This is a genomic window from Paraburkholderia sp. GW821-FHT02A12, assembly GCF_059422005.1.
Genome location: NZ_JBWKWA010000001.1, coordinates 952901 through 969127 on the forward strand (window position 1 = coordinate 952901; position 16227 = coordinate 969127).

Annotated in this window: 13 protein-coding genes; 2 read left to right on the plus strand and 11 right to left on the minus strand. The window is 62.8% G+C overall.

The features are described from left to right. The first annotated feature begins 16 nt into the window (after window positions 1–16). A complete protein-coding gene (locus AC07WT_RS04285) occupies window positions 17–1780 on the plus strand; it encodes a ShlB/FhaC/HecB family hemolysin secretion/activation protein (RefSeq protein ID WP_494946171.1) in 1764 nt (587 codons plus the stop codon). 225 nt (window positions 1781–2005) lie between these two features. On the opposite strand, the gene AC07WT_RS04290 is transcribed toward AC07WT_RS04285, so the two are convergent. The 6 genes from AC07WT_RS04290 to urtA form a co-directional block, all read right to left on the minus strand. Further along, entirely contained in the window at window positions 2006–2887 is an 882-nt protein-coding gene (locus tag AC07WT_RS04290) for an urease accessory protein UreD (RefSeq protein ID WP_494946172.1), read from the minus strand. Window positions 2888–2992: 105 nt separating this feature from the next. Continuing rightward, a complete protein-coding gene (gene urtE / locus AC07WT_RS04295; protein WP_494946173.1) occupies window positions 2993–3685 on the minus strand; it encodes an urea ABC transporter ATP-binding subunit UrtE in 693 nt (230 codons plus the stop codon). 898 nt (window positions 3686–4583) lie between these two features. Then, window positions 4584–5447 (minus strand): urea ABC transporter ATP-binding protein UrtD, encoded by an 864-nt coding sequence (gene urtD / locus AC07WT_RS04300; protein ID WP_492591132.1) that lies wholly within the window; start codon window positions 5445–5447, stop codon window positions 4584–4586. After that, on the minus strand, window positions 5444–6628 hold the full coding sequence (gene urtC / locus AC07WT_RS04305; RefSeq protein ID WP_494946174.1) for an urea ABC transporter permease subunit UrtC: 1185 nt from the start codon (window positions 6626–6628) through the stop codon (window positions 5444–5446). The genes urtD and urtC overlap by 4 nt, the downstream gene beginning before the upstream one ends. A gap of 1 nt (window position 6629) precedes the next feature. Then, window positions 6630–8255, minus strand: a complete 1626-nt coding sequence (urtB, locus tag AC07WT_RS04310) for an urea ABC transporter permease subunit UrtB (RefSeq protein WP_494946175.1) — start codon at window positions 8253–8255, stop codon at window positions 6630–6632. Window positions 8256–8341: 86 nt separating this feature from the next. Then, on the minus strand, window positions 8342–9640 hold the full coding sequence (gene urtA / locus AC07WT_RS04315) for an urea ABC transporter substrate-binding protein (protein WP_492591129.1): 1299 nt from the start codon (window positions 9638–9640) through the stop codon (window positions 8342–8344). A 350-nt stretch (window positions 9641–9990) separates the two neighbouring features. Between urtA and aptA the strand changes: the two genes are divergently transcribed. After that, on the plus strand, window positions 9991–11322 hold the full coding sequence (gene aptA, locus AC07WT_RS04320) for an omega-aminotransferase AptA (RefSeq protein WP_494946176.1): 1332 nt from the start codon (window positions 9991–9993) through the stop codon (window positions 11320–11322). Between the two features lie 107 nt (window positions 11323–11429). Here aptA and AC07WT_RS04325 read toward each other — a convergent pair whose 3' ends face one another. The 5 genes from AC07WT_RS04325 to AC07WT_RS04345 form a co-directional block, all read right to left on the minus strand. Further along, entirely contained in the window at window positions 11430–12914 is a 1485-nt protein-coding gene (locus tag AC07WT_RS04325; protein ID WP_494946177.1) for a DUF3443 domain-containing protein, read from the minus strand. Between the two features lie 32 nt (window positions 12915–12946). Continuing rightward, window positions 12947–13402, minus strand: a complete 456-nt coding sequence (locus tag AC07WT_RS04330) for a DUF2844 domain-containing protein (RefSeq protein ID WP_494946178.1) — start codon at window positions 13400–13402, stop codon at window positions 12947–12949. A gap of 196 nt (window positions 13403–13598) precedes the next feature. Next, window positions 13599–14888, minus strand: a complete 1290-nt coding sequence (locus AC07WT_RS04335; protein ID WP_494946179.1) for a DUF3443 domain-containing protein — start codon at window positions 14886–14888, stop codon at window positions 13599–13601. Window positions 14889–14920: 32 nt separating this feature from the next. Beyond that, window positions 14921–15394, minus strand: coding sequence for a DUF2844 domain-containing protein (locus tag AC07WT_RS04340; protein ID WP_492591124.1), 474 nt, complete (start codon window positions 15392–15394; stop codon window positions 14921–14923). A gap of 452 nt (window positions 15395–15846) precedes the next feature. Further along, window positions 15847–16170: a rhodanese-like domain-containing protein gene (locus tag AC07WT_RS04345; RefSeq protein WP_492591123.1), complete on the minus strand. Its 324-nt coding sequence runs from the start codon at window positions 16168–16170 to the stop codon at window positions 15847–15849. Window positions 16171–16227: the final 57 nt, after the last annotated feature.

Here is a 16227-nt window from a genome sequence, read left to right on the forward strand (position 1 = left end):
AGGGATCAAAACAACAATGAAAATCAGCAAGAGGCTATCGCTTCTGCCGTTGATAGCCTCTGCCTCGCTCGCGGGTCAGGCTGTTCACGCGCAGCAGACGCCGACGCCCGCCGACACCGCCGCAGCGGCCCGCGCCAACGCCGAGCAGAACCAGCAGGTGCAGCAGCAGCGCGATGCGCAGGCGCGCGCGAAAACCGTCAATGCACCGGTGGTGCGCTCGACGGCACCGAACGACGGCACATGGCCCGACCTGCCCGTTGAACAACCCTGCTTCCGCATCGGGTCGTTTGCGCTGGAAACGCCGGAAACCCTGCCCGATATCGTGCGTGCAAAAGGTGCCTCGGCACTGCCGCTTGACCCGTTCGCGTTCGCCCGCGACTGGCTCGCTTACTACACCGGCGAGTGCATCGGCAGGCAGGGACTGGATGTGCTCGTGAAAGGATTGCAGCAGACGATCCTCAGCCGAGGCTACGTCACCACCCGCGTGCTGCTGCCCGAACAGGACCTGTCATCCGGTACGCTGAAGCTCGCGCTGGTGCCCGGCGTGATCCGGCAACTGGCCTTCGCCGATCCGGCGACGCGCGGCACGTGGAAGACCGCGTTTCCGGCCCGTAGCGGCGACCTGCTGCAACTGCGTGACCTCGAACAGGGACTGGAGCAGATGAAGCGCGTCGCGAGCCAGGACGTGGACATGAAGATCGAGCCGACCGATTCGCCCGGTGAAAGCGATGTCGTGATTACGGTCAAGCGCGCCAAGCCCTGGAGTGTCGTCGCGTCGATCGACAATTCAGGCTCACGCGCGACCGGCAAGCTCCAGGGCAACCTGAGTCTCGGCATCGACAGCCCGCTCGGGCTGAACGACATCTTCACGATCGGCGCGAACCAGGACCTGGAGTTCAATGACAAGGGACTCGGCTCGCACGGCTTCAACGGCTCGTACTCGGTGCCGTGGGGCTATTGGACCGCAACCCTCTTCGGCAACACGAATACCTACTACCAGCAGATCGCGGGCGTGAACCAGACGTTCGTCTCCAGCGGCAATTCACAGACTGCGGGCCTGAAGCTGCAACGTGTGATCCACCGCAGCCAGAACGACGTGTCGGGCGTGGAATTCCAGCTGACAAAGCGCTTCGGTGACAGCTTCATCGATGACACGGAAATCACGCAGCAGAAGCGCAACAACACGTTCATCGAGGCAGGGCTGACCAACCGCCACTATTTCGGCAGTGCGCAGTTCGACGGCACGCTCGCGTACCGGCAGGGCATCAACGAATTCGGCGCGACGCCGGACCCGTACGCGACCGGTCCGACGTACCACTTTCACATGGTCGTGCTCGACGCGAACCTGTCGGTGCCGTTCGCCATCGCGAGCCAGCCGTTGCGTTACGTCACGACCTTTCACGGCCAGTTCACCAACGACACGCTGTTCTACATTGATGACCTGACGATCGGCAGCCGCTACACGGTGCGCGGCTTCGACGGTGAATCACTGCTTGCGGCCGAGAAAGGTTTTTACTGGCGCAACGAACTTCAGATGCCGATCGGCCAGACCGGCCAGTCGCTCTATGCCGGGATCGACTACGGCCATGTGTTCGGGCCGAACACCGCGTTCCTGGCGGGGACGCAACTCGCCGGCGCGGTGATCGGTGTGCGGGGTAGCGTGCCGGCGAAATACGGCGCGTTCGCGTACGACCTGTTCGCCGGCACGCCCATCTACAAGCCGTCGGGCTTCGACACCGCTCGCGTGACGGTCGGCTTTCAGCTGACTGCACAGTTTTGATGGTGCGTCTGGGCGACAGGTTAGTTGTGTGAGGTAGCGTTGATTTGCAATGCTCGAAACATCGCTAAAAGCCTTGCCAGATAACAGTTTGAGTGCTTTTGCACCGGGTTTTTTACAAAATAGTTGTTGCCCCGCACAGGGGCAACGCTAATAGTCCGATAACAAAAGAAAGGCCACCGCCGCAGGCAAATAGAGAAAACCCAGCGTCGCAGGCAAGCAAGCCAACTACGTCGACCAGATCCGCAGCGGCACCGCCTCAACCCCATGCACGACAGGCCGCAATTGAAGCCAGCATTGCGTCAGAGCCCGCTGCAGCGTTTCCATAGAACGAGAAACAGCGCGCACAATCAAAACCCCAGAACTGACACAAGAAGCCCCGGCGCGCAGCGCATCGTCAAACGGGAGTTGAGCAGTCAGCGCCTCAGCAAGCGCATCGTCGCAAGCGGGCCCGACGGCCCACAACATCCCGTACGCGGGAAACCCATCGAGCCCTTGCGCGGCATCCCGCAGCGGATCATCCGCTGCAAGACTCGCGCGTTCGAACCAGAGCAACTGACCGTCAGCGTCGACGATCCGCGACACAGCGTGTAGCTGGCCATCCGACCACCGTTCACCGGCTGCTTGCCGTCCAAGCTGCGTAGCATCCCACCCAATCGCGGTAGCGCCTTCAGCAAGTGTCAGCGTGAATTCAAGCTGAGCGTTCGCACTATCGAACACGATATTGTTCTGCGGCAGCCAGTCGAGCCGGGCGTGGGCGCCGACTCGCACATCGATAGTCTGCTGCGCCGCGCGTCCGTTGGACTTGTACCACTTGGTCGCGCCGGGCGTCGTAATGACGGCATGCGTGCCGGCACCAAGCGCGACATCGATATCGAGCTGATCGCCGCCCGCGATCCCGCCTGGCGGATGCACGATCACCGCATGACAGATCGCATTGCCTTCCGGGTAGAGCGGCCGCTGCACGCGCAACGGCCCGTCATGTCGCCGGTGAGCGAGCGTGGTCCGCTCGCCGTGTTTGACGAAGCCGAGTTCGAGACGTGCGCGCCATTGCGAGTGCGCCGTGTTTTGTGCGGCGGCGAGCGTGACGTGATTTTCGTGAAGCGACATGCGAATGGACGTATGGAGACCGGGCGAGCCGTCGCGCGTCAAGCGGCGGCCGACGCGTTGCCGTAGTGATGCGGCGAGAATATCACGCTGCGGCGGGCGTCTTTGTCAGACGGCGATGAGGGCGCGTACGCCGTCCGTGTCCATATTGGCGCCTTCGCCGCCCGCGATGATTTCACCGCGGCTCATGACCCAATAGCGATCGGCGATTTCTTTGGCGAAATCGTAATACTGTTCGACGAGCAGGACGGTCATGCCCATTTCTTCGACCAGTTGACGCAGCGTGCGGCCGATGTCCTGGATGATCGACGGCTGGATCCCTTCGGTGGGTTCATCGAGGATCAGCAATTGAGGCTCGCTCATGAGGGCCCGGCCTATTGCGAGCTGCTGCTGTTGACCGCCCGAGAGGTCGCCGCCGCGGCGGGTGCGCATGTCTTTTAGTACGGGGAAGAGGTCGTAAATGCGGTCCGGGATATTTTTGGGTGCTTTTTTGCTGGCGGCGCCGACCAGCAGGTTTTCTTCGACTGTCAGTCGGGGGAAGATGTCGCGGCCTTGCGGGACGTAGGCCAGGCCTTGCTCTACTCTCGAGTAAGTGGGGAGTTTTGTGATTGGCGTGCCACGCCAGGCGATTGAGCCGCTTTTGATTTGGACTACGCCCATCAGGCACCTGAGCAAGGTTGTTTTGCCTACGCCATTGCGGCCGAGGAGGACGGTCAGCTTCCCGTCCGGGACTGTTAGCTTCACATCCCGGAGGATGTGGCTGCCGCCGTAGTATTGGTTCAGGTTTTCTACTTCTAGCATTTTGATCATTCCTGTGGGTTTGCTTTTTGCCTTTGGCGGCGGTATTTGTCTGTGTGCCTACGGCGTTGGTCTTCCTTGATTTTTTGCCTGCGCGGCGCTTATGTTCGTGCTGCCTTGATTTTTTTTGCCCTCGCGGCGCTTATGTTTGTGTTGCCTGCGGCGTTGGCCTTTCCTTGTTTTCTTTGTGGTTTATTAGCTTTCCCCCTGTGCGGGGGAGCAACTACTTTTCTTTGTCCCCCAAGGGGACTTCCTTCGGGGCGCCGGCGCAAAGAAAAGTAGGCAAAAGAAAGCGGCTCAAACCGCTAATTCTTAAGCGGGCACCTCGGTCAACCACGGGTAGTGGAAACCTGCCGGACCACACCGTGGTCCATGAGTGCCGGTGACAAGGCAGTCATCCACCCCTTCTCGCGCTACGCGCTCATCGGCAAGGTTCATCCCGAACCGACCACTTCGTTCAGGCACGGCCGGCGGTTTTTTGAAGTACCGTTCCGGCGAGCACGCAGTGCGAGGCGGGAAGTATGACTGCCTTGTCACCAAGGCTGAATGCGCGATGCCACAGATCATGTGGCCTCCACTCCGCGTTGATAACAGTGGTGCCCGCTTAGTACTTTCGTAGTGAGCCGCTTTCTTTTGCCTACTTTTCTTTGCGGCGGCAAAGAAAAGTAGGTGCTCCCCCGCACAGGGGGAAAGCTAATAAACCAATAACAAATCAAGGAAAGGCCAACGCCGTAGGCATACAACCAAAAAAGGGGCCAACGCCGTAGGCAGCACGAACATAAGCGCCGCGCGGGCAAAAAATCAAGGAAAGGCCAACGCCGTAGGCATACAACTAAAAAAAATGGCCAACGCCGCAGGCATAGGCACAACCACAAATTGCCGCCGCCAAAGGCAAAAAAAATCACCTCCCTAGATAAGACTCAACCACCATCTCATCCTTCTTGACTTCATCCAAAGTGCCATGAGCCAGAACCCGCCCTTCGGCCATGACAGTCACCTTCCCGGTGTCACCCGACAAAGCCGCCACAAACTCCATATCATGCTCAACGACCATCATCGAACAAGTCCCCCGCAGGTGATTGAGCAACTCAGCCAGCTGCATGGTTTCATCGTCAGTCATCCCAGCCGCAGGCTCATCGAGCAGAAGCAGCGCCGGTTGCTGCATCAGCAACATCCCAATCTCGAGCCGCTGTTTCTGCCCATGCGATAACTCACCGGCAAGCCGTCGAGCCTCGCTCTCAAGCCCGATCAAAACCAACGTCTCCTCGATCCGGGCCTGCGCCTCGCGATCGAGCCGGGCGCGTAACGAAGCCCACCACCCCTTGTCGGCCTTCATCGCCAACTCGAGGTTCTCCCACACAGGATGCTGCTCAAAAACAGTCGGCTTCTGAAACTTCCGCCCAATGCCGGCACGCGCAATAGAAGGCTCGTTCATCCGCGTCAGATTGATCGACTGCCCCAGAAAAACCTTGCCGGAATCCGGCTCGGTCTTCCCGGTGATGACATCCATCATCGTCGTCTTGCCCGCGCCGTTAGGCCCAATGATGCAACGCAATTCACCCGCATCGATCGACAAGGTCAGCGCGTTCAGCGCGCGAAAACCATCGAAACTGACGGTCACGTCTTCGAGGTACAGAATCGTCCCGTGCGAAATGTCGATCTCGCCCGGCACCACCGCGTGCCCCATGCTGGCAACGCCGCTCAACGAGCGTTCAGCCGGCTCTTCAGGCAGTGCAAGATCAGGAACCATCGGGTTTTCGTTCATGAACGGTGCCTCTTGCGCGTCAAGAGTTCGATCAGTCCCATGATGCCGTTCGGCAGCAACAAGGGCACCAGCACGAAAATCAAGCCAAGAAAGAACAGCCAGTATTCAGGGAAGTTCGCCGTAAAAAAGCTTTTCGCGCCATTCACAGCGAACGCGCCGATGATCGGTCCGATCAACGTGCCGCGTCCGCCCACGGCGACCCAGATCGCCATCTCAATCGAGTTGCCCGGCGACATCTCGCCCGGATTGATGATGCCGACCTGCGGCACATACAGCGCGCCCGCAATCCCGCACAACACGGCGGATACGGTCCACACGAACAGCTTGTACGCCAACGGGCTGTAGCCGAGGAACATCAGGCGCGTTTCGCCGTCACGTACCGCGGTGACCACGCGGCCGAGCTTCGACGTCACGATCGCCCGCGCGCCGATAAACGCGAGAATCAACACGGCGAACGTGATCAGCAGGAGGGCGGCGCGTGTGCCCGGATGCGTGATCGGAAAGCCGCCGATGCGCTTGAAGTCGGTGAAGCCGTTGTTGCCGCCGAAGCCGGTCTCGTTGCGATAGAACAGCAGCATCGCGGCGAAGGTCATCGCCTGCGTGATGATCGACAGGTACACGCCCTTTACGCGCGAACGGAACGTGAAGAAGCCGAACACCCACGCGATCACCGCCGGCACCAGCACCACCAGCAGCAGCGCATAGCCGAGATGCTGGGTGCCTTGCCAGTACCAGGGCAGTTCATGCCAGTCGAGAAACACCATGAAGTCGGGCAGGTCGCTGCCGTATTTGCCTTCGTGGCCGATCGCGCGCATCAGGTACATGCCGATCGCGTAGCCGCCCAGCGCAAAGAACAGTGCATGCCCAAGACTCAGAATGCCGCAGTAACCCCACACGAGATCGAGTGCGAGCGCGGCGATCGCGTAGCACATGAACTTGCCGGTCAGCGTCATCGCGTAGGCGGACAGATGGAACGCGCTCGTCTCCGGCACCGCCAGCGCGGCGAACGGCACGCCGAGGCCGAACACGACGATCAGCGCGATCAGCGCGAGCCACGCACGCCGCGGCAGCAGCGCGGGACGCGGCGGCAAGCCGAGCGCGAAGCCGGACTGCGCCTCGCGTCCGGGGCCCGTGCCCTTACTGGACGGCGAAACGTGAGCCGGGGTAGTCGCAGACGTCATCTCATGCCTCCGCGCTACGGCCCTTGAGGGCGAACATGCCCTGCGGACGCTTCTGGATGAACAGCACGATCAGCACGAGCACCGCGATCTTCGCGAGCACGGCGCCCCAGAACGGTTCGATCGCTTTGCTGACGAGGCCGAGTCCGAAGCCGCCGATCACGGTGCCGGCCAGTTGGCCGACGCCGCCGAGCACCACCGCCATGAACGAATCGATGATGTAGCTCTGGCCGAGGTCCGGGCCGACATTGCCGATCTGCGACAGCGCACAGCCGCCCAGGCCTGCAATGCCCGCGCCGAACGCGAACGCATATGAATCGACCCGCGCCGTCTTCACGCCGACGCACGCTGCCATGCGCCGATTCTGCGTGACGGCGCGCACGAAAAGACCGAGGCGCGTCTTCGTCAGCACGGCCCACGCAATGCCGACGACGATCATCGAGAACGCCAGAATCGCGAGGCGGTTGTACGGCAAGATCAGATTCGGCAACACCGTCACGCCGCCGCTCATCCACGCCGGATTGACCACCTGCACGTTTTGCGCGCCGAACAGCATGCGTGTCGCCTGGATCAGAATCAGGCTGATGCCGAAGGTGGTCAGCAGCGTTTCGAGCGGACGGCCGTACAGGTGCTTCAGAACCAGCCGTTCGAGCACGATGCCGACCAATCCGGCCGCAACGAACGACGCGGGCACCGCGAGCAGCGGATACCAGTCGAACGCGCCGGGGGCATAACGCTGGAACAGGTTCTGCACGACGTAGGTGGCGTATGCGCCGATCATCAGGAATTCGCCGTGCGCCATGTTGATGACGCCGATCAGCCCGTACGTGATCGCGAGGCCCAATGCGGCGAGCAGCAGCACGCTGCCGAGCGACAGGCCGGCGAACAGCGTGCCGGCGATCTGGCCGCGGCGCTGGATCGCATCGAGTTCGTCGATGCCGCTTTGCGCGGCGGCGCGGACGCGGTCGTCGGTTTCGTTGAAGGTGCCGTCCGGCTTCTTCGCGACGAGCGGGCGCAGCAGCTCGTTCATGTCGAGATCGTGCCGCGCGGCGACCAGTTGCACCGCTTCGAGCCGCTTGGCCGGATCGGCGTCGTGCAAGGCGGTCATCGCCCACAGCGTGTCCAGACGCTTCTTCAGCGCCGGGTCGGTTTCTTTCGCGCGAGCGGCGTCGACGAGTGGTTTGATCGACGGATCGGGGTTTTGCAGCAGCGCGGTAATCGCGGCGGCGCGCGTGGCCGTATCGGGCGAGTCGAGTTGCAGGCCCGACAGCGCGCCCGCCACTTTCGAGCGCAGCAGATTGTTCAGCGTGACCGGTTGCGCGTCGCCTGCGGCGACGGTCTTGCCGGTGACCGCGTCGCGCGCGGTGTCGCCGTCTTGCAGCAGCACGGCGCCGGCATCGGTGGCGAGCGCGCTGTCTTCGGACAGCGCCTTGAGCACCGCGAGTGATGCCTTGTCGTGGTTGGCGATCAGCTTGTCGATGGCCGCGGATTTTGCGTCGAAGTCGTCGCCGGCGAGCGGCGCGACATCGGCCGGGCTCAGCGCGAAGGCGGCAAGCGGCGCGCTAGCGAGGAGCGCAAGCCCCAGGCTGCCGATGCTGCGCCGTGCGAACTTCAGGAATGAAAACGCCATGGTGGCCTTTGAAGAAGAACCGGCAGGGCGGCGCGGCATCGCGGATAAGCACCGATGCCGCGCCGTCGTGTCGCTGCGTCGTCCCGTCAGGCAACCCGCGAGCGCTTGAGGAACGCCGGAATCGAACTGACGACGTCCGGCTTGCTCGAATTGCCGGCAATGTAAGGACTCCACGGCTGCGCGCGGATCGCGGTCTTGGTGCGCCACACCACGTTGAACTGGCCGTCGGCGCGCACTTCGCCGATCATCACCGGCTTGTGCAGATGGTGATTGCCGTCCATCTCCAGCGTGAAGCCCGACGGCGCCACAAACTGCTGGCCGACCATCGCGACGCGCACCTTGTCGACATCGGTGCTCTTCGCTTTTTCGACGGCCTGCTTCCACATATGGATGCCGACGAAGGTCGCTTCCATCGGATCGTTGGTCACGCGCTTGGTGCCGCCCGGCAGGTTGTTCTCCTTCACCCACGCGGCCCATTGCTTCTTGAACTTGTCGTTGGCCGGATTGCGCAGCGACATGAAGTAGTTCCATGCCGCGAGATTGCCGACCAGCGGCTTCGTATCGATGCCGCGCAGTTCTTCTTCGCCGACCGAGAACGCGACCACCGGCACGTCCGACGCCTTCAGCCCCTGGTTGCCCAGTTCCTTGTAGAACGGCACGTTCGAGTCGCCGTTGACGGTCGAGATCACCGCGGTCTTGCCGCCCTGCGAGAAGGTCTTGATGTTCGCGACGATGGTCTGATAGTCGCTGTGGCCGAACGGCGTGTAGACCTCCTGAATGTCTGCTTCCTGGACGCCCTTCGACTTCAGGAACGCGCGCAGGATCTTGTTGGTGGTGCGGGGGTACACATAGTCGGTGCCGAGCAGGAAGAACCGCTTCGCACCGCCGCCTTCCTTGCTCATCAGGTATTCGGTCGCCGGAATCGCTTGCTGGTTCGGCGCGGCGCCCGTGTAGAACACGTTGCGCGACATTTCTTCGCCTTCATACTGCACCGGATAGAAGAGCAGCCCGTTCAGTTCTTCGAACACCGGCAGCACCGACTTGCGCGACACCGAGGTCCAGCAGCCGAACACCACGGCGCACTTCTCCTGGGTGATCAGCTGGCGCGCCTTCTCCGCGAACAGCGGCCAGTTCGACGCCGGATCGACCACCACCGGCTGCAGCTGACGGCCCATGACGCCGCCGTTCTTGTTGATGTCCGCGATGGTCATCAGCGCGGTGTCCTTGAGCGATGTCTCCGAGATCGCCATCGTGCCCGACAAGGAATGCAGAACGCCTACTTTGATCGGACCGCTGCCGGATTGTGCCTTGGCAAACGGAACCTGACCTGCGAGCGCCAGTGCGCCCGACATGGAACCGAACTTCAACAGACTGCGACGTTTCATTGATAACCCCTTGCCATTGATGGTGAGCGTTTATGGGCGTCGATTTCGGCCAGCAGGGCTTGTCCCGCATGGCTTGCCGCTTGTGTACTGCAAGGCACATGCCAAGCTGTAAATCCGGTGTGAACTCCGCGCCTTGCGTGCTGCGGCGCGGTGGCCGGGCATGGGCGTTATGCGTAATGCGGCTCGAAAGTGGTGCAAACATGGTCTGTTCGCCTCGTTGCGGTGCGTGTCGCGCTGCAACGAAGCGTGCCGATCCGCCAGCGGGCGAGCGCGGTGCATGGGCGCCGCCCCTTTGTGCATGCGTTGCGCTCTGCCTACACTGGAAGACCACCCACGCGAGGAGACCCGACATGAAAGAGCGCGCCACCGCCAATCCACCCGAGATGTCCGCGTTCTGGATGCCCTTTACCGCGAACCGCCAGTTCAAGAGCGCGCCACGGCTGCTTTCATGCGCGAAGGGGATGTACTACACGTCGCACGATGGCCGGCGCATTCTCGACGGCACCGCGGGTCTGTGGTGTGTCAACGCCGGGCACTGCCGCGACGAGATCGTGGCCGCCGTGCAGGCACAGGCCGCCGAAATGGATTTCGCGCCGACTTTTCAGATGGGTCACCCGAAGGCTTTCGAAGCCGCCACCAAAATCGCGCGCCATACGCCGGGCGATCTGAAGCACATCTTCTTCGCGAACTCGGGATCGGAGGCTGTCGATACCGCGCTGAAAATCGCCCTGGCCTACTATCGCTCGCGTGGCGAAGGGCAGCGCACACGCTTTATCGGCCGCGAGCGCGGCTATCACGGCGTCGGCTTCGGCGGTATTTCGGTGGGCGGCATTGCGCCGAACCGCAAGGCGTTTTCGGGTGCGCTGCTGCCCTCGGTCGACCATCTGCCGCATACGCTGAACATCGAGGAAGCGGCGTTCTCCAAAGGACAGCCGGCGTGGGGCGCCCATCTCGCCGACGAACTGGAGCGGCTCGTCACGCTGCACGATGCGTCGACGATTGCCGCGGTGATCGTCGAGCCGGTGGCGGGCTCCACCGGCGTGCTGATTCCGCCGCAAGGCTATTTGCAGCGGTTGCGCGAAATCTGCGACAAGCACGGCATCCTGCTGATCTTCGACGAAGTGATCACCGGCTGGGGGCGCCTCGGCGCGCCGTTCGCCGCGCAATATTTCGGCGTGACGCCCGATTTGCTGACGATGGCCAAGGGCACCAACAATGCCGCCGCGCCGATGGGCGCCGTGGCCGCCAGCGCGAAGATTCACGATTCGATCGTGAACGGCGCGCCGGCCGGCATCGAACTGTTTCACGGCTATACGTACTCGGGACACCCGATTGCAGCGGCTGCGGCTTGCGCGACGATCGATCTGTATGAGCGCGAGCAGCTATTCGAACGGGCTGCGCGGATGGCGCCGGTCTTCGAGCGGGCGATTCACAAGCTGCACGGCGAGCGGCACGTGATCGACGTGCGCAATCTCGGGCTTGTGGGCGGGGTGGAACTGGCGCCGCGTGCGGGTGCGCCCGGCGCGCGTGCCTATGATGTGTTCGTGCGCTGCTTCGAGAAGGGCGTGCTGACGCGCTATACGGGCGACATTCTGGCGTTCTCGCCGCCGTTGATCGTCGAGGAGGCGCAGATCGAGGAGATCTTTGCGACGGTGGCGGAGGTGTTGAAGGAGACGAATTAGGGGGTGTGTTTGCCTTGAGGCGTTGTTGAAATGACAAATGGCCGGCGCCTCGCGGCGCCGGCCATTTGTCATTTGTTTGATTCTCGTGTGGGTGCGATGGCCGACTATCAGAAGGCGATGAACGGCCCAGTCTGCTTGCCGATCGTCGCATTGTTGAGCACGGTGTAGACGTTGCGGCCGAAGAAGAACGGCAGGCCCCAGATGAACATCCCCGCTGATCGCGAGCCGAGGCTGTCAAAGGCCGCGTACCGAGTCGCGAGCAAGCCCCATCCATCCGCCACCGGGAACAGCACCGTGACTGGCGTGGCGGCTTTGTCAACGCCCGTCAGGATCGCGGACAGGCTGAGCGTGGTCGGCGGCGAATATAAGAGGCCCGAGTAAGGAATCGTCGAATCCACGAAGATGTTCGTGTTGGAGCCGCTATCGATGGCGCTGGTAAACGAGCGGCCTTTGTACGTGGTCGGAAAAAAGCCGTACTGGTCGAGCGCCAGAATGTTGGCGTTCGACGGCAACGCATTGTTCTGCTGGGTGCCGATACCGAACACCAGCTCGCCCGTCGCGCTCGCCTGTCCACCTGCGGGCAGCGCGGGCAGGCGGATGATCGTGCCGTTGTTGTCCGAGGTGAAATCGGCTACCGGATTCATGACTTGCGTGTCGAGCGGAACGCGGGTGTTCGTGCAGGAAGTCGCAGACGTGCAGTAGTAATAGGCTGCCGGCAAGACGGTTTGAGCAGCCGCTGCGAAATCGCGTTGCGCTGGACCGATGCCGAGTACGCCGTTGGCGCCGAGCGTCGCTGCCGTATTGAGGTTGCGGCCCCCGCGTGAAGCGCAATCCGAAGGTGTAGCGTAGGTGCCGTCGGCGATCACCTGCACCGGTAGATTGCCGGCTGTCTTGCCGCCGATCGTCACGTCGGCGCGTTTGATCGGCCCCCACGTGTACCCCGAACCAAATATGGCGCATTCGGCGATCGGAGCGCCGCCGGTTGGGTCGTTAGTGGCGCCGGACTGCGTCGGCAAGCGGCCCGCGAGCGCGGAACCCAGCGCGCTCGCCAGCACCCGCACGCCGACCGAGCCGGTGTCGAGTTGCATGTGATCGACCGTCGCGCATTGATTGCTGCCCTGCACGCCGGAGATGCAGAGGGTGACAGTCACGTACGGCTGGTTAGCGTAGTCTCCCGTCCACCGCTCGACGGTGATGGGGACGGTGTTGACGTCGACCGGGGGCGTTGGCGTTGGCGTTGGTGTCGGCGTGGGGCTCGGAGTTGGCGTCGGAGCAGGGCTCGGAGTTGGCGTCGGCGTGGGGCTCGGGGTTGGCGTCGGAGCAGGACTCGGGGTTGGCGCCGGCGCGGGACTCGGAGTTGGCGTCGGCGCGGGACTCGGAGTCGGCGCCGGAGCAGGGCTCGGAGTCGGCGCCGGGGTGGGGCCCGGAGTCGGAGTCGGAGCCGGAGTCGGCGTCGGCGTAACCGGCGCAGGCTTGTCGTTGTTCTGCGTCGCGTTCGAGTCGCCGTTGTCGCCGCCTCCGCCGCCACAGGCCGACAGCGCCGCGCTGGCAGTGAGGATCGCGAAGCAAAGCGTTTTATTGAAAGTCTTCATGTTTCTTGAATTCCGTGAATCGATACGCCGCTTCACTGCAGTTCTTCGACGCGGACATTGGCGGGGACGAGGCGTGGCACGTATGCCTTACCGAAAGAATGGCCCGGCCTGCCTGCCGACTCGACATGAAAGTCGCCGTTGTGGTCGATCAACGGACCGATGCCGCGCGCGCGTCCTTCGCCTGCAGAAACGAAGTTGGAAAAGTAGCTGCCAAGCAGCGTACTCATGTCGGGGCGCACCGGCCCTTGCCACGTGACGGCGAACACGACATTCGTGGGCAGCACGTATTCGCGGATCGTGACGCCGTCGGCGCCGTGCGTCTCGCGCACGGTATAAGCCGCAGCAGTGGGAGAGGAGTTGGGGGTTGTCGATCGAAGCAAGGACTGCGAGGCCGAGCCCGCACCCGGTGCGCCGCCCAACGCCGCATACGACGCGGACGCGAGCGGCAACAATGCCGCAGCCGCCAGCGCGATCTTTACGAATCTCATCACATTGCTCCAAAAAACAGGTCGGAGCATGTTGCCCGCGGGCTATCAATGAGAGTTTCAGAAAAGTCTCAACGGGAGATCGGAAAATGCCGCTGGGAACTAGCGCGCGATAAAGCGATTGGCGCGATTGCATGGCACAACGAAGAACGAAACGGCGCCTCGCGGCGCCGTTTCCCGCGCGATACAACCACAGCAATCAGAATGCGACAAACGGCCCGGCTTGCGTACCTACCGTGGCGCCTTCGAGCACGGTGTACACGTTGCGGCCGTAGAAGAACGGCAAGCCCCAGAGGAACCACCTCGAAAAGGGGCTACCGATGTTGTCGTAGGCCGCATAGTTGTTTGCCATCAATGTGTGTGCGTTGCCGATCGAGAATGGCACCATGATCGGCTTACCGGTGCCGCTAGTGGCTTCGATCGTTGCCGAAAGACTGAGCGGACTCGACGGTGTGTACCATCCATACACGCCTTCGCCTGTGGTAGGAATCGTGGCATCGTCGAAGCCGAATCCATTGGTGCCGCTGTCGATTGCGCTGGTGGTGATCACGCGTCCCTGATACTGGGTCGTGAAGTAGCCGTACTGGTCTACTGCCACGACGTTTGCGTTGGTGGGCAGCATATTGTTCGGCTGGGTGCCGACACCGAACACCAGTTCACCTGTAACGCTGGCCTGGCCGCCTGCGGGCAGTGCAGGCAGGCGGATCACCGTGCCATTGTTATGGGTAACGAAAGCGGCGACAGGATTCATGACCTGCCGGTTGACCGGCACCGTCGTGCCGACGCATGAGTTTGCCGACGCGCACGCATAGTAGTTCGCAGGCAGCACGGTTTTCGCGGCGTCCGGATAGTCGCGCACGTGATGGCCGATGCCGATGATGCCGTTGGCGCCGAGGGCCCGGGCGGTGCTGAGATCAGGGCCGCCGTTCGATATGCAATCGGACGGTGTCGTATACGAGCCGTCGCCGATCAGTTCGATCGGAATATTGCTCGCCTTCTTGTTGCCGATCGTCACGTCAGCGCGCCTGATCGAACCCCATGTGAAACCGGAGGCGAACTGCGCGCACTGTGCGAGCGGTGATTCGTTCGCTTGCTTGCTGTCGGAAGTGGTTTGCAGCAGCAGCTGGGATCTGAGCCTGGGACTGACCGCGCTCGCCATCACGCGCACGCCCACCGAGCCGGTATCGACCAGCATGTGGCCGACGGTCTCGCATTGGCTGCTGTCCTGCTGGCTGGGCCCGCACAGCACGATGGATACGGCGGGCATGTTGACGCTGCCCATCGAGGCATCGATGACGATCGGCACCGTGTTGCTAGTGTCGACCGGCGGTGACGGAGGATTGGGCGTGACTGGCCAGCTAGGCGTGGCGGGCCAGTCCATGGATGAGTTTTGCACGCTGGTGCTGCTGTCGCCGCCACCGCCGCATGCGCAAAGCGCTACGCCAACGGCGGCCATCGCGACCCAGAGTGTCTTGCTGGAGGTCTTCATACTGTCGTTTTCCCGTGAAATCGGCGTCTCGTTCATGGCAGGTCGGCTGCGCGGACATTCGCGGGCATCAGGCGAGGCAAGTACGCGATGCCGAATAAGCGGCCCGGCCTGCCGGACGACTCGATCCGAAGGTCGCCGCGGCGCTCGGTCAGCGCGCCGGTGCCGAGCGGACGTGCTTCGCCCGCGGAGATGTAGTTCGGGAAATAGCTGCCGAGCAGCGCGCGCATGTCGGGGCGCACCGGACCCTGCCACGTGACCGCGAACACGACATTGGAGGGCAGTACGTACTCGCGGACGGTGACGCCGGTGGCGTCGCGCGTCTCGTTAACGGTGTAAGGCGCCGGCGACTTAGCCGTGGCTGCGCTGGCAGCGGCGGTGGACTGCGGCGTAGCACGCAGCAGCTTCGTCGACGAGGATGCGCCGGTGCTCGGCGCGCCGCCCAAAGTCGCATGCGATGCTGGCGGCAACAACGTTGCCGCCAGCATCGCGATCTTCAACAATCTCATCACATAGCTCCCCCAAAAAATTGTTGGAGCATGGTGCCTGCGTGATGCTCAGGAAACCGTACGAAATTTCCGAGGCGATTGCGGGAGGTGTCTCAATGAAAGCGGGATGTCAGGATGATCGCAAAGAGGAAGAGCGCGGCGCTACTGAGGTGCGGCAGCGTTCGGCATGGCCCGCCCGCCCGAGCTTGCGGGCGGCGCCTTTCGCCGTGACACCGGGATGCGGCACCGTCGGCGCCTGCGGCAGCCGTTTGGCGCGGGAGAGCCGCAGCTCTTCGCTGTTGGCGGCGAGCGCCGCGAGCGCGCTTTACAGCTGCGCGTCGTTCGAAAGTGCTTCGTCGTGGAGCTGGGAAAGGTCGATGGCCTGCGCGGGGAGTGCATACGCAAGCACGCAGGCAAGCGCCAGAGCGGCCGCGGGAACCGGCGCCCGCTGGCGCATCATCGGGACCGTGCGATCAGTAGGTCGGAACGGACGGATCGACCTGACGCGACCATGCGTCGATTCCGCCTTGCAGATTGAAGACGTTGGTATGGCCGCGCGACTCGAGGAACATCGCGACCTGGGCGCTGCGCGCGCCGTGATGGCACACGCAGACGATTTGCGCGTCGTCGTCGAGTTCTTCGCTGCGTGCGGGAATCTCGCGCATCGGAATCGACACGGCGCCGGCGATCGACGCCGTCTGGATTTCCCACGGCTCGCGCACGTCGAGCAGCACGGGCGCGGGACGCGATTTATCGGCGAGCCATTCGGCGAGCGCGGGAGCGGACAGATTTTGCATCAGCAAGACATCCAGTTCAGATTGCGACGGACCGGCGAAACTTCAGGCTGCCACTTG